Origin of the sequence: Nitratireductor sp. L15S-10 (assembly GCF_045011005.1) — a bacterium.
GTDB lineage: Bacteria > Pseudomonadota > Alphaproteobacteria > Rhizobiales > Rhizobiaceae > Nitratireductor.
Genome location: NZ_CP120674.1, coordinates 3,724,139 through 3,737,875, shown reverse-complemented (window position 1 = coordinate 3,737,875; position 13,737 = coordinate 3,724,139). Strand labels below are relative to the sequence as shown.

Sequence of the window (13,737 nt, the reverse complement as noted above, 5' to 3'; positions counted from 1 at the left end):
GGAGCGGAACTTCCGCACCGAAAGTCGAGAGAGGGTAGACCGTGTTCATTGCAAAGATCATGTCCCGGATGGGCGCACTCGCGGGCGCCGCGATTATTCTGGCGAGTTGTACCGTCGTGGTTGAGGAGGGCCCCAATCGTCCTCGTCCTCCGCGGCCGGATCGGCCACAGATGTGCACGATGGAATACAATCCCGTCTGCGCGCGACGCGGCGGAGAGCAGCGCACCTTCGGCAATGCCTGTTCGGCGCGCGCTCAGGGGTTCAGGATCGTGCGTCCGGGCACCTGCCGGCCTCAGTCGAACCGGCCAGGCCGTCCGCAGGCCTGCACGCGTGAATACAGGCCTGTTTGCGCCCGCAAGGGGGGGCAGCGTCGGACATTCGGCAATGCGTGCAGCGCGCGTGCTGCCGGCTTCCGGGTGGTCCGTCCCGGCCAGTGCTGACCATCTAGCCGCGCCGCTTTTCCAATATCGCAAGGAGCGAGCGGCCGGCGTCGAGAATATGGGAGCGGGTGAGGTTCGCGGCCTCATCCGCATCGCCTTTCCTGCAGGCTTCGAATATCGCCAGGTGCTCCCGGTTGGCTCGCTGCACGCCATCCGTAAGGGTGAGCTGGGCGCGCAGATAGCGATCGACCCGATCGAGTGAGGAGCGAATGATCTGCAGATGATAGGGGCGGGCTGCCGCCTCATAGAGACCGTAGTGGAAGTTTCGGTTCGCCTCGCCCCAGCCGCCGGGATCGGCAGTCTCTGCGAACGCCTGCAGGTGTGCCCGGGCGATCTCCAGTTGCTCCTGTGTGAGCTCCGGAACGGCAAGCCGCATCATTTCGCTCTCCAGCAGCGCGCGAAACTCGAAGATCTCCTCGATTTCCGAGACCGAGAGTGCCGCGACCACCGTTCCCTTGAAGCGCTGCGTGGTGACCAGGCCGTCCTGCTCCAGGCGCTGGAATGCCTCGCGCACGGGAATGCGGCTGGTATTGAACATCTGTGCGATATGATCCTGCCGCAGATGCTCGCCCTCCGCCAATTCACCTTCGATGATGGCCTTGCGCAGAGCTTCAAAGACCAGATCGGTGGCTGACGCTGTCTGTCTTATGTCAACGCTGTCCAGCTTCATCGTTTCAATCCTGCCCGTGGCAATATCGGCAACCCTTGGCTGCGTACACGCGCTCTTGCCATACGCAAACGTTCTTCCTGCCGCCGCTGATTTTATAATTGTATATTGGATCCAATATGAGTTAAAGACTCCGATACAATGTTTGTTCGGTTTCCCGTGGGCGTTTGGCCCGCTGGGCCAAAAGGCGTCTTATGTCCACAAGAGGCATCTTATGTGCAAATGGCAGGCTGGCATAACGAACCATCGCATGACTGGCAGGCCGCGCCTGCGTTAGGCTGCCCGTCGAATTGAAACGGCCAACTGAAACTTAAAAAAACGGGGTACTCCACAAATGGCGCTCAGCGAGACAGGCACCAACCATTTCAAGAATTACATCGCCGGAGAATGGATCGAGGGCGACAGCCAGGTTGAGAATATAAACCCGTCCGACACGCGCGATATCGTTGGCCTGGCAGCGCGTTCCGGTGCCGCCGATCTCGACCGCGCCATCGATGCCGCCCATGATGCCGCGCCCGGCTGGGCGCGTTCCACCCCGCAACAGCGCTTCGACATCCTCGATGCCGTCGGCAATGAGATCATCGCCCGCAAGGACGAGCTTGGCCGTCTGCTTTCGCGCGAGGAGGGCAAGACGCTGGCGGAAGGCATCGGCGAGGTGGTGCGTGCCGGTCAGGTGTTCAAGTTCTTCGCCGGCGAGGCTGTTCGCCTGCCGGGCGAGCGGCTCGATTCCATCCGCCCCGGCGTCGAGGTGGACATGCGCCGCGAACCCATGGGCGTTATCGGCATGATCACCCCGTGGAATTTTCCCATTGCCATCCCGGCTTGGAAGATTGCCCCCGCACTTGCCTATGGCAATGCGGTCGTGCTGAAGCCGGCCGAGCTCGTGCCGGGCTCGGCCTGGGCGCTGGCGGAAATCCTCTCGCGCTCCGGCCTGCCCGAGGGCGTCTTCAATATGGTCGCCGGACGCGGCTCCGAGCTTGGCCCCCGCATGATCGAAAACCCGAAAGTGCGGGCCATCTCCTTTACCGGCTCCGTGCCCACGGGTCGCGGCATCGCGGCAGCCTGTGGTGAGCATCTGAAAAAGGTGCAGCTTGAAATGGGCGGCAAGAACCCGCTTGTGGTTCTTGACGATGCCGATCTCGATGCGGCGGTGGGCGTTGCGCTCAATGGCGCATTCTTCTCCACCGGCCAGCGCTGCACGGCTTCAAGCCGTCTCGTTGTGACGGAGGGCATTCACGATCGTTTCGTTTCTGCCCTCACCGAGAAGCTCAGGACCCTCGTCGTCGGCGATGCGCTCGACCCGAAGACACAGATGGGTCCCGTGGTCGATGAAAAACAGCTCGAACAGAACCTCTCCTATGTCGAGATCGCTGGGCAGGAAGGCGGAAAGCTCGCAATTGGCGGCGATCGCCTGACGCTGGAGAAGCCCGGCTTCTATATGGCGCCTGCACTCTTCACCGAAACCAGCAATGACATGCGCATCAACCGCGAAGAAGTCTTCGGTCCGGTCGCCAGTGTTATCCGTGTCAGGGATTACGAGGAGGCGTTGCATGTCGCCAACGACACAAGTTTCGGCCTCTCCTCGGGCATCTGCACCACCTCGCTCAAATATGCGAGCGACTTCAAGCAGAAATCGCAGGCTGGCATGGTCATGGTCAACCTGCCAACCGCCGGTGTCGATTACAACGTGCCCTTCGGCGGCACCAAGGGCTCGAGCTTTGGCTCGCGCGAGCAGGGTCGCTATGCCGTCGAGTTCTACACGACGGTGAAGACGGCGTACACGCAGCCCTGATCTATCGGAGGGAACATGGGCAAAACCCGGCAGGGAGACAACTTGGATGTCGTCATCATCGGCGGCGGCATCATCGGCATCGCCACCGCGTTCCGCCTGGCAGAGACAGGCCGGCAGGTCGTGCTCATCGAGCGCGATGCGCCGGCCAATGCCGCAAGCCGGGGCAATGCGGGTGCATTCGCCTTTCCTTCCATTCTCCCGCTGGCGTCTCCCGGCATCCTCCTCAAGGCGCCCAAATGGCTGGTCGATCCGCTGGGGCCGCTCTCCATTCCACCGGCGCAGTTCCCATCGGTTCTGCCCTGGCTCCTGCGCTTCTTCCGCGCCTCCCTGCCTGACCGCGTCGAGGCGAGCACGGCGGCGCAGGCAGCGCTGAATAAACTCTCCGAAGCTGAAACCGCATCCCTCACGAAAGAAGCCAGTCTCGACCATCTGGTGCGCCACGATGGCGCTCTGGAACTTTACGAGAGCGAGGCGGCATGGCGCGCGTCGCTAAAAAGCTGGGAGCGCTGCGAGAGGGCCGGCATCGAGGTGGAGCATGTGGAAGGCGCGCGCCTTGTCGAATTGCAGCCGGGCCTCTCGCCCCGCCTGGTGAAGGGCGTGTTCCTGCCGCAATGGAAAACGGTCAGCGACCCGCGCGACTATGCGCTTGCCCTGCTGGAAGCAGCTCAGGCGCGGGGCGTCCACCTTGTCGAGGGAGCGGTCTCTCATCTGGCCGATAGCACCGAAGGCGTCATTGTCACCTTTGAGGATGGTCGAACCCTCAAGGCAGACCATGCCGTTCTCGCCGCCGGGCCGTGGTCGAACAGCCTCACTGCCCTCCTTGGCGACAAATTGCCCGTCACACCCGAACGCGGCTACAACACCACGCTGCCACCCGGTAGTTTCGATCTGAAACGTCAGGTTATTTTCCCTGCGCATGGCTTCGTGGTCACGCCTCTTGCCACCGGCATCCGTGTCGGCGGCGCGTCCGAGCTCGCGGGCTTCGATGCCCCGGTCAATTTCAGGCGCGCACAACACATGCTGGACAAGGCTGCCGGCTTCCTGCCGGGGCTGAAGCGCGAAGGCGGAACGGAGTGGATGGGCTCGCGCCCCTCCATGCCCGATTCGCTTCCGGTCATTGGGCGGGCCTCCTCCAGCCCCCGCATCCTCTATGCCTTCGGCCACGGCCATCTGGGGCTCACCCAATCGGCCGCCACGGCTCGACTCATCACTGATCTGATCCTCGAGCGAAATCCACCCATCGACATATCGCCCTTCCGGCCCGACCGGTTTTGACAGGAAAACACCATGGCGGTCAGCACCTTCACCTGTATCGACGGACACACCTGCGGAAACCCGGTTCGGGTCGTGGCCGGTGGCGGTCCGCAGCTTCAGGGCTCCACAATGCTGGAGCGCCGCGCGCACTTCCTCGCCGAGTATGACTGGATCCGCACCGGCCTGATGTTCGAGCCGCGCGGCCACGACATGATGTCGGGCTCCATTCTCTATCCGCCCACGCGGGATGATTGCGACATCGGCATTCTCTTCATAGAAACCTCCGGCTGCCTGCCCATGTGCGGGCATGGCACGATCGGGACCATCACCATCGGCATTGAAAACGGTCTCATCCGCCCGCGCGAACCCGGTGTGGTGCGTCTCGACACGCCGGCCGGGCTTGTCGTGGTGGAATATGAACAGAATGAGCGTTTTGTTGAAAAGGTGCGCCTCACCAATGTGCCTGCCTTCGTGCATTCCACCGGTCTGACCGCAGAGGTCGAGGGGCTTGGCGAAATCACGGTCGATGTCGCCTATGGCGGGAATTTCTACGCTATTGTCGAGCCGCAGCCTGCCTTTGAGGATATGGCAAACCATACGGCGGGCGAGCTAATCGGCTGGAGCCCGAAACTGCGCGCCGCCCTCAACGCGAAGTACGATTTCGTCCATCCCGAAAAGCCGGACATCAAGGGCCTGAGCCACATTCTGTGGACTGGCAGTCCCACGCAGCCGCAGGCCCATGCGCGCAATGCGGTGTTCTATGGAGACAAGGCGATCGACCGTTCGCCCTGCGGCACCGGCACCTCGGCGCGCATGGCGCACTGGCATGCGAAAGGGCTCCTGAAACCCGGCGATAATTTCGTCCACGAAAGCATCATCGGGTCCGTGTTCGAAGGCCGCGTGGAGGCCGAAGCGCAGGTTGCAGGCAAGCCCGCCATCGTGCCGTCGGTCGCCGGCTGGGCGCGTGTCACGGGCTACAACACGATCATGATCGACGACCGCGATCCCTATGCCCATGGCTTTGTTGTCGTTTGAGGAGAGACCATGAAAATCACTGCCATCCACGCCTATCAGGTCGACCTGCCGCTGAAGGAAGGGCGCTATTCATGGTCTAACGGAAACTTCGTCGAAGTCTTCGATTCCACCGTCGTCGCCATCGAGACGGATACGGGCCTCACCGGCTATGCCGAATGCTGCCCGCTGGGCTCGGCCTATCTACCGTCCTATGCGCGCGGTGTGCGCGCGGGCCTTGAAGAGATCGCACCAAAGCTGATCGGCCTCGATCCCACCAATCTCGGTCTGGTCAACCGAACGATGGATGCCGCCCTCAACGGGCACCCCTATGTGAAAGCGCCGCTCGACATCGCCTGCTGGGATATTCTGGGCAAGGCGAGTGGCTTGCCGCTGGTCACGCTTCTTGGCGGCAGCGCGCAGGACGAGGTGCGCCTCTACCGCGCCATCTCGCAGGAAGACCCCGATCAGATGGCAAAGAAGATCGCCGGCTACAGGGCCGAGGGCTACACCAAATTCCAGCTCAAGGTCGGCGGCAATGCGGATGATGACATCGCCCGCATCCGCGCCTGCCGCGAAATCCTCGACGACACGGACATTCTCGTGGCCGACGCCAACACCGGCTGGACGCGGCATGAGGCAGCACGCGTGGTCGATGCGGTGGCCGATCTCGATGTCTATATCGAGCAGCCATGCCCCACCTATGACGAGTGCCTGTCGATCCGCCGCCGCACGGCAAAGCCTTTCGTGATGGATGAAAACATCACCGGCCTGGATATGCTCGTGCGCGGTTTGGCCGACGACGCATTCGACGTCATCAACCTGAAAATCTCCAAGGTCGGCGGTCTGTCGAAGGCGTGCACCATGCGCGATGTGTGTCTCGCACACGGCATCCCCATGACCATCGAAGACACATGGGGCGGTGACATCGTCACTGCTGCGATCGCGCATCTTGCGCAGTCCACGCCATCCGACTTCGTCTTTTCGGCAACGGACTTCAATTCCTATGGCACCAAAACCATCGCCGCCAATGCACCGAAACGCGTCAATGGTGGCATGAAAGCGCCGTCAGGGTCGGGACTTGGCATCGAGCCTGATTTCGAAACGCTTGGCGCACCGGTCCTGTCGTTTGGAAAAGGCGCCTGAGTCGTGCGTACCAGCCGGGCAATCCACATCGTTTCCTGTCATGCCGAGGGCGAGGTCGGCGACGTCATTGTCGGCGGTGTGCTCCCTCCGCCCGGGGATACGCTGTGGGAGCAGCGCAGTTTCATCGCCCGCGATCAAAGCCTGCGCAATTTCGTTCTCAATGAGCCACGCGGCGGTGTCTTTCGCCATGTCAATTTGCTGGTTCCGCCAAAAAACCCGGCAGCCGATATGGGCTTCATCATCATGGAGCCGGAAGACACGCCGCCCATGTCGGGCTCCAACTCCATCTGTGTCGCCACCGTGTTGCTCGACACTGGCATCGTGCCCATGACCGAACCCGAGACGAAGCTCGTTCTGGAAGCGCCGGGCGGTCTCGTTCACGTGGTCGCCGAATGCCGCAATGGCAAGGCCGAGCGCATTCGTGTCACCAATGTTCCTTCATTCGCCGACCGTCTGGACGCGCCTCTGGAGGTGGAGGGGCTGGGTACGCTCACGGTCGATACCGCCTATGGCGGCGACAGTTTCGTGATCACCGATGCCACAGCTCTCGGTTTCTCCGTCACCCCGGATGAGGCTCGCGATCTGGCTGAAACCGGCGCGAAGATCACACGGGCTGCCAATGAGCAGCTTGGTTTCTCCCATCCTGAAAATCCGGAATGGGATCACATATCCTTCTGCCAGCTCGCCCTGCCGGTGGAGGAAACCGCGGAAGGTCTGATCGGCCGCAACACGGTCGTCATCCGCCCGGCCAAGCTCGACCGGTCCCCGACCGGCACAGGATGTTCCGCCCGCATGGCCGTGCTCCACGCGCGTGGCCGCATGAAGGTAGGAGATCGCTTCACGGGCGTGTCGGTGCTGGGCTCGCGCTTTGAATGCCGGATCCTCGGCGAAACACTCGCAGGAGATAAGCCGGCTATCATGCCTGAGGTCGCTGGGCGAGGGTGGGTCACCGGAACGCATCAACTGATGCTCGACCCTTCTGATCCGTGGCCCGAAGGATACCGGATGTCAGATACCTGGGCTGATATCTAGAATTTTAGGAAAAGTTTACCCTGTTGCTCAAACATGGCCGAAGTGCCTCATTTCTCGGAACAAATCCTCATCTGGGGGTTTAACTCCATAAGTGCGATTTGAAACGATTGAGCAAGGACAATGACGCAACACGAAAAACGACAGGAGCGCCAGAGCGACGCAAATCGCGCTGACACTGCGCGCAGTGTCAGACAGCGTCTTGGTCACCCTGAAAACACGCGGTTTCTGAACAGAATGCCGCATTTCTCGCTGGATACCGACATGCCCGAGGAGTTCCATGACCTTCTGGGCAAGCTCGATGAAGCCGAGCGCCGTGCCGGCTGATCCATTTCAAACGAACCCGTGAATCAAGACAGGGACGGGGCCTGAGCCGCACCGTCCCTGTTCTCAAATCCAATAAAGCCAGGTTGAGCCTGGTCGTCAGCCCTCAGGCTGCGCGGCGCTTCTTCGGCAGAAGGCCTTCGCGCTGGGCCTGCTTGCGGGCCAGCTTCCGAGCCCGGCGGACAGCTTCGGCACGCTGACGTGCGCGCTTTTCCGAGGGCTTCTCATAAGAACGACGGGCTTTCATTTCCCGAAAAACACCCTCGCGCTGCATCTTCTTCTTGAGCACTTTGAGGGCCTGATCGACATTGTTGTCGCGAACGATAACCTGCAATGGACTTCCTTCTTCAGTTGGCGTTTCAATGGTTGAGCATGTCCAATGCGCTGGAAAGCGCGAAGAGCAGCTCTCGGTCAATCTTATTCTACATCGGTGCAAGGGCCTGGCATCAGCCGGCACAAAGATGCAAAAGCGCCCAAGCATAGGGCGACTCAAGATGGGGCGCACCATAACAGAAGTGGCACGGAATGCACCCCTTGGCAGAGATATAGGTCAGAACCGGAGGATTTCGAGATGAAATGACGCAGAGCGGAGCGCAAACCCCACAATTTCCTCGAATTTTCCGAGATAATCAGGCGGAAACACGCCTCCACGCATAGGATCCTGGGGCGGCCGCTGCCTTCGCTGCTGGTTGATAGTAGAGCGGGATGCCCGCTTCTTTTCCAGCCTCAAGCTGGCTGATCGTAAGGGGATTGACGATCTCAAGCGTCGAAAACCCGACCCGGAACATATGTGCGACCTGATCGATCAACACGTCGCCCGTTGCCCGGATTTCTCCTCGGTATCCGTGACGCGCGCGTAGAAGTTCTGCCTTGGAATAGCTCCGCCCGTCATTGAAAGCGGGAAAAGCCAGGGCCACCAGCGGGAGGCGTTCTAGGTACGGCAACAGTAGATCCAGCGCCTCACCTGGTTGTAGCTCGACACCAATGCGCTTCGCGGCTTCCTCGCGTGCTTCTTCCTCGAGTTCGAGAAAAGCAGCCAGCGGCAGGATAAAACGCTGGCCGTCGCCCGGCACTACAGCCTCTTCATGCTTCTGCCAGACATTCTTGCGGAATGCTCTGCCGTCCCAGAGCTTTGGCTGTGTATCGTTCATGATGCCACTCCTAGCGCGATGGGGAGAGCGCGGCCTCGAGGCCGGGCAGGTGGATACCGCATTCGATCTTGGCTTGCCCTGCCCAGCGCCCCGCACGGGGGTCTTCTCCCGGGCTGACAGGACTGGTGCACGGAAAGCAGCCGATGGAGAGATAGCCGAAAGCCACCAGCGGGTTCTGCCGCAGCTTATTCTGGCGCATGTAGCTGGCCTGGTCTTCGGTGGTCCAACGCGCAAGGGGGTTTACGCGAATCCGCGGGCCCACCGCCTCGAACACAGGCATCTGGGCGCGGGTTGCAGCCTGGTTTCGCTTCCTGCCTGTAAACCACGCACGATATGGCTCGACCGCACGTGCCATCGGTTCCACCTTGCGGATGTCGCAGCAGAGATCCGTGTCGCGCTGGTGAAGGGTCCCATCCGGATCCTGCTCGGCGAGCGCCTTGGCGCGCGGAGCGACGATCTTGAGATTTGTCAGTCCGAGGTCGGCGACCAGCTGATCACGATAGTCCAGCGTTTCACCGAAATGCTGGCCCGTGTCCAGAAACGCCACCGGAATCCCCGGTTCAACTTTCGCGATTAGGTGCAGCAAGGCGGCCGAATCCGCTCCGAACGAAGAGGTCGCTCCGATGCCGCCCGCATCCCGAAACAGATCGATCGCGACGGCGATGATTTCTTCGGCAGGAAGATAGCCGTACCGATCGTTCAGCGTGACGGCAAGTTCGGTTGCATCGCCGTTGGCTGCGAAATCGCGGTCAAGCTGCCTTGGCTTCGTGGCCATAAAGAGCCTCCTTGAATGGTGCTGGACCAAGCCGGCGATAGGCGTCGAGAAAGCTCTCTTCGCGGCTTTCGCGTCTGGCGAGATAGGTGTCGACAATGGTCTCCACCGCGTTGGTGATCTCGTCCGGCTCAAAGCCGCGCCCGATGATTTCGCCGATGGTCGAGCCCTCACGCGCCGAACCGCCAAGGGTTACCTGGTAGAGCTCCGTGCCCTTCTTCTCCACACCGAGAATGCCGATATGGCCGACATGGTGATGCCCGCAGGCATTGATGCAGCCGGAGATCTTGATCTGCAGATCGCCGATCTCGTCCTGTCGGGCCTGGGAGGCAAAGCGCTGGGAAATCTCCTGCGCCACGGGGATGGATCGGGCATTGGCCAGCGCGCAGTAGTCAAGCCCGGGGCAGGCGATGATGTCGGTGATGAGCCCGGCATTTGAGGTTGCAAGACCGATCTCGACAAGTGCTGCATGCACCGCCGGCAGGTCGGCGCGCGCCACATGCGGCAGGATCAGGTTCTGCTCATGGCTGACACGGATTTCGTCGTTGCCATATTGCTCGGCAAGGTCGGCAATCGCATCCATCTGTGCGTCGCTCGCATCGCCCGGCACTTCGCCTATGCCCTTCAGCGAAACGGTCACGGAAGCATAGTCGGGGTTGCGATGCGTATGCGCGTTGCGGCGCAGCCAGTCGGCGAAACCCGGATTGGCCTTTACTGCCCTGCTCACCACCGCGTCACCCTCCGGGCGCGCCTTCAGTTTCGGCGGTGCAAAATATGTTTCGATGGCGCGGATGTCGGCGGCAGGCAGCTTCAGCTCGCTTTCGCGGAGTTCTTCGAACTCCTTTTCCACCTGCGCTTTCAGCTCTTCCGTGCCGGTCTCATGCACGAGGATCTTGATCCGCGCCTTGTATTTGTTGTCGCGGCGTCCGTTCAGATTGTAGACGCGCAGGATCGCGGTCACATAGGTGAGCAGGTCTTCCTCTGGCAGAAAATCGCGGATCTTCTTGGCCACCATGGGTGTGCGGCCAAGACCGCCACCGACAAACACTGCAAAGCCGAGCTCGCCCCTGTCGTTCTTTTTCAGATGCAGGCCGATATCATGCACCTCAATGGCCGCACGGTCGCGTGCAGCACCTGTCACCGCAATCTTGAACTTGCGCGGCAAATACGAAAACTCCGGATGCAACGACGACCATTGCCGCAGGATTTCGGCGTAGGGGCGGGGGTCTGCCACCTCATCAGCCGCAGCACCGGAAAAATGATCGGCCGTCACATTCCGTATGCAGTTTCCGGAGGTCTGGATGGCGTGCATCTCCACCTCGGCGAGCTCTTCCAGGATTCGTGGAATGTCAACCAGCTTTGGCCAGTGGAACTGCAGGTTCTGGCGCGTCGTGAAATGGCCGTAGCCCTTGTCATAGGTGCGCGCGATATGGGCGAGCTTCCGCATCTGGCGCGGTGACAATGAACCGTAGGGAATGGCAATCCGCAGCATATAGGCGTGTAGCTGCAGATAGACACCGTTCATCAGCCGGAGCGGCTTGAACTGATCTTCCGTCAGCTCGCCTGCGAGGCGGCGCTTCACCTGGTCGCTGAACTCCGCAACGCGGGCTTTCACGAAGGCTTGGTCGAATTCGTCATAACGATACATGGAACGTGACCTGGCTTTAGGCGGCGTTGAGCGCAGCGTTGCGCGCTTGCTTGCCGATCTCGGGATGAATGGAAGGGCCGCCGGCGCGAATGCGCTCGCGCAGGCGTTTGGGGAGAATGCGGCCTTCCACGATCTCCACGTCGACCAGCGTGACATCGACCACGATGTTGGCCGAGAGTGCCGCGTTTCCGGCCGCGGCAATACGTGCCTCGTCTTCGGCATTTTTTGCCACATGGGCGGCGTCGATCGTGTCTACCCAGCGCTCGCCGGCTCCCAGCCACACGGTTTCACCATCGGTCAGGCGATTGGCGGCTACAATCTTCATCACGCGCGCTCCAGCTGGTGCTTGTAGGTGGCGAGCGCCTCCGAGCGCTCGAAATTTGCGCCGGCCACCGCGTCGCCGATCAGCGTCATCACGGGGCCGGTCAGTTCGCTACGGTTGGCGAGCGAGGGCAGGTCATTCAGAGTTCCGTGCAGAAGCCGCCTGTCGTCACGGCTCGCATTCTCGATCACCGCCACGGCCGTATCCGGCGAGAGTCCGGCCTCTACAAGCCGACCTGCTACATCTGCAGCCACCGAACGCCCCATATAGACGGCGATGGTCGCACCGGAGACGGCAAGGCTCGCCCAGTCGGGCAGGGTGCGGCCCTTCAGGTCATGGCCGGTGGTGAACACGATTGAAGAGGCAATGCCGCGCAGGGTCAGCGGCAGTTCGAAATCGGCGGCGGCGGCGAAGGCGGCAGTGACGCCCGGAACAACTTCATAGGAGACGCCCGCTTCGCGGAGTGCTGCCATTTCCTCGCCAGCGCGTCCGAAGATCAGCGGATCGCCGGATTTCAGCCGCACGACACGTTTGCCATCGCGCCCCAACGCTACGAGAAGACCGTTGATCTCATCCTGGCTCTTGGAGTGGCAGCCCTTGCGCTTGCCCACGGAGATGCGCTCGGCATCGCGCCGGCCCATCGCCACCACGGCCTCCGGCACCAGCGCGTCATAGACAATGACATCCGCCTCCATCAGAAGGCGCTGCGCGCGCAGTGTCAGAAGGTCTTCCGCGCCGGGACCGGCGCCCACCAGTGCGATGTGGCCCGGAATGTCTTCACCAGCCGCCAGAAGGCTGGAGGCGCTGCGGCGGGCAGCGGCCACGTCTCCCCGCTCGACCGCGCGGGCTGTGTCGCCGGTGAAGAAGGCTTTCCAGAACCGACGCCGCGCTAGGCCGCGCGGCACCAGCCGGTCCACGGCATCGCGGTATTGTATGGCAAGTTGGGCGAGTACGCCAAGCGATGGGGACAGCATCTGGTCGACGCGCGCCCGCACCATTTGCGCCAGCACCGGTCCGGCCCCCTCGGTCCCGATGGCAACCGCAAGCGGAGCCCGGTTCACAAGGGCCGGTGTATAGAAATCGCAAAGCTCGGGCCGGTCGACCGCGTTGACGAGGATGGAGCGCGCCCGCGCATCCGCGACAATGACGCGATCCTGCGCCTCGTCGTCGGTTGCGGCGAAAACAAGCGCTGCGTTTTCGATGTAGCGCGGAGCATAGGGCGCGCGGATCAGATGGGCTCCATTTTCCGCCGCCCACGCGGCGAGCGCTTTCTCGGGCGCGTCTGCAACCAGCGTGAGTGCCGCGCTCGACTGGCCCAGCAACCGCGCCTTCGCAAGCGCCTCATCCCCATTGCCGACAATGACGACAGCACGGTTCTCCACCCGCAGGAACACGGGGAAAGCGGCAAGCTTTTGGGTCTTAGTCGTCATGGTTTGCGAGCCTTCTCGAACGATGCCCGCAATAATGGCGGTTTGCAGCGTTGCCTGAGAAGAAACACACTCGCTGCCTCATGATTGTGACAAGATTGCTTTTTCGCCGCACCGCTTCGCGGCAGGAAATCCTTCCCCGGCCCTGCGCGGATACCCATATCCACTTTGTGGAACGGGAAGCGACAGGCTGCGTTTCCTCAGAACCATAGAAGCAATGGAGATTGATATGGCTGAGTTCCGGCTCGTACACGATGCTTGGGTTGTCGTCGCCGATGGTGAAAAGGCGCTGTTTCTTCGCAATGAGGGCGACGCGACCTATCCCAATCTTCAGGTGGTACGAACGATCCATGAAGAAAATCCGCCAAGCCGTGAGCAGGGCACCGACAAGCCGGGACGCTTCAACGACGGCCACGGCGTTCACCGCAGCGCAGTGGACGAAACCGATTGGCACCGTATCGAGAAGGAGCGGTTTGCCGCTGACGTCGCCGAACGGCTCTACAAGCTTGCGCACAGGGGCAAGTTCAGCAAGCTGGTGCTCGTCGCCCCGCCGCTGGTGCTGGGTGAGCTGCGCAAGGAAATGCACAAGGAAGTGGAGGACAAGGTGATCGGCGAGGTCGCCAAGACGCTGACCAATCACACGGTCGGCGATATCGAGAAGGTGCTGATGCAGTAGATGATGCAGTGTTGGGCGGCGCCTGCAAACGCGCCGCCGAAACCCCGTTGAGAGGCGCCGCCAAAGTCAGCCCCGCTT

Annotated in this window: 14 protein-coding genes; 7 read left to right on the top strand and 7 right to left on the bottom strand. The window is 61.6% G+C overall.

Translation table 11 applies throughout. The features are described 5' to 3' along the window. Positions 1–444: 444 nt before the first annotated feature. Positions 445–1,110: a GntR family transcriptional regulator gene (locus P2W41_RS17780; protein ID WP_404933937.1), complete on the bottom strand. Its 666-nt coding sequence runs from the start codon at positions 1,108–1,110 to the stop codon at positions 445–447. Positions 1,111–1,441: 331 nt separating this feature from the next. On the opposite strand from P2W41_RS17780, the gene P2W41_RS17775 reads away from it, so the two are divergent. The 6 genes from P2W41_RS17775 (at position 1,442) to P2W41_RS17750 (ending at position 7,666) form a co-directional block, all read left to right on the top strand. Next, the gene (locus P2W41_RS17775) at positions 1,442–2,899 is read left to right on the top strand and encodes an aldehyde dehydrogenase family protein (RefSeq protein WP_404933936.1); all 1,458 of its coding nucleotides are present in this window, start codon (positions 1,442–1,444) and stop codon (positions 2,897–2,899) included. Between the two features lie 15 nt (positions 2,900–2,914). Continuing rightward, positions 2,915–4,174, top strand: coding sequence for an FAD-binding oxidoreductase (locus P2W41_RS17770; protein ID WP_292898627.1), 1,260 nt, complete (start codon positions 2,915–2,917; stop codon positions 4,172–4,174). A gap of 12 nt (positions 4,175–4,186) precedes the next feature. Continuing rightward, positions 4,187–5,188, top strand: a complete 1,002-nt coding sequence (locus P2W41_RS17765) for a 4-hydroxyproline epimerase (protein ID WP_292898628.1) — start codon at positions 4,187–4,189, stop codon at positions 5,186–5,188. Positions 5,189–5,197: 9 nt separating this feature from the next. After that, positions 5,198–6,310 carry a cis-3-hydroxy-L-proline dehydratase gene (locus tag P2W41_RS17760; protein WP_404933935.1) on the top strand — a complete coding sequence of 371 codons (1,113 nt, stop codon included), beginning with the start codon at positions 5,198–5,200 and terminating at the stop codon, positions 6,308–6,310. Positions 6,311–6,313: 3 nt separating this feature from the next. Beyond that, entirely contained in the window at positions 6,314–7,342 is a 1,029-nt protein-coding gene (locus P2W41_RS17755; RefSeq protein WP_404933934.1) for a trans-3-hydroxy-L-proline dehydratase, read from the top strand. Between the two features lie 120 nt (positions 7,343–7,462). Beyond that, the gene (locus P2W41_RS17750; RefSeq protein ID WP_292898634.1) at positions 7,463–7,666 is read left to right on the top strand and encodes a hypothetical protein; all 204 of its coding nucleotides are present in this window, start codon (positions 7,463–7,465) and stop codon (positions 7,664–7,666) included. A gap of 103 nt (positions 7,667–7,769) precedes the next feature. On the opposite strand, the gene rpsU is transcribed toward P2W41_RS17750, so the two are convergent. From rpsU to cysG, 6 genes are all read right to left on the bottom strand, one after another. Next, the gene (gene rpsU, locus P2W41_RS17745) at positions 7,770–7,997 is read right to left on the bottom strand and encodes a 30S ribosomal protein S21 (protein ID WP_292898636.1); all 228 of its coding nucleotides are present in this window, start codon (positions 7,995–7,997) and stop codon (positions 7,770–7,772) included. Between the two features lie 295 nt (positions 7,998–8,292). After that, positions 8,293–8,814, bottom strand: coding sequence for a DUF934 domain-containing protein (locus P2W41_RS17740; protein WP_292898638.1), 522 nt, complete (start codon positions 8,812–8,814; stop codon positions 8,293–8,295). Between the two features lie 10 nt (positions 8,815–8,824). Next, entirely contained in the window at positions 8,825–9,589 is a 765-nt protein-coding gene (locus P2W41_RS17735) for a phosphoadenylyl-sulfate reductase (protein ID WP_292898640.1), read from the bottom strand. Next, positions 9,564–11,234: a nitrite/sulfite reductase gene (locus P2W41_RS17730; RefSeq protein WP_404933933.1), complete on the bottom strand. Its 1,671-nt coding sequence runs from the start codon at positions 11,232–11,234 to the stop codon at positions 9,564–9,566. The genes P2W41_RS17735 and P2W41_RS17730 overlap by 26 nt, the downstream gene beginning before the upstream one ends. Before the next feature lie 16 nt (positions 11,235–11,250). Further along, positions 11,251–11,559 carry a DUF2849 domain-containing protein gene (locus tag P2W41_RS17725; RefSeq protein ID WP_404933932.1) on the bottom strand — a complete coding sequence of 103 codons (309 nt, stop codon included), beginning with the start codon at positions 11,557–11,559 and terminating at the stop codon, positions 11,251–11,253. After that, positions 11,559–12,986, bottom strand: a complete 1,428-nt coding sequence (cysG, locus tag P2W41_RS17720; RefSeq protein ID WP_404933931.1) for a siroheme synthase CysG — start codon at positions 12,984–12,986, stop codon at positions 11,559–11,561. Before cysG ends, P2W41_RS17725 begins: the two co-directional genes overlap by 1 nt. Positions 12,987–13,212: 226 nt before the next feature. On the opposite strand from cysG, the gene P2W41_RS17715 reads away from it, so the two are divergent. Next, positions 13,213–13,659, top strand: coding sequence for a host attachment family protein (locus P2W41_RS17715; RefSeq protein ID WP_292898648.1), 447 nt, complete (start codon positions 13,213–13,215; stop codon positions 13,657–13,659). Positions 13,660–13,737: the final 78 nt, after the last annotated feature.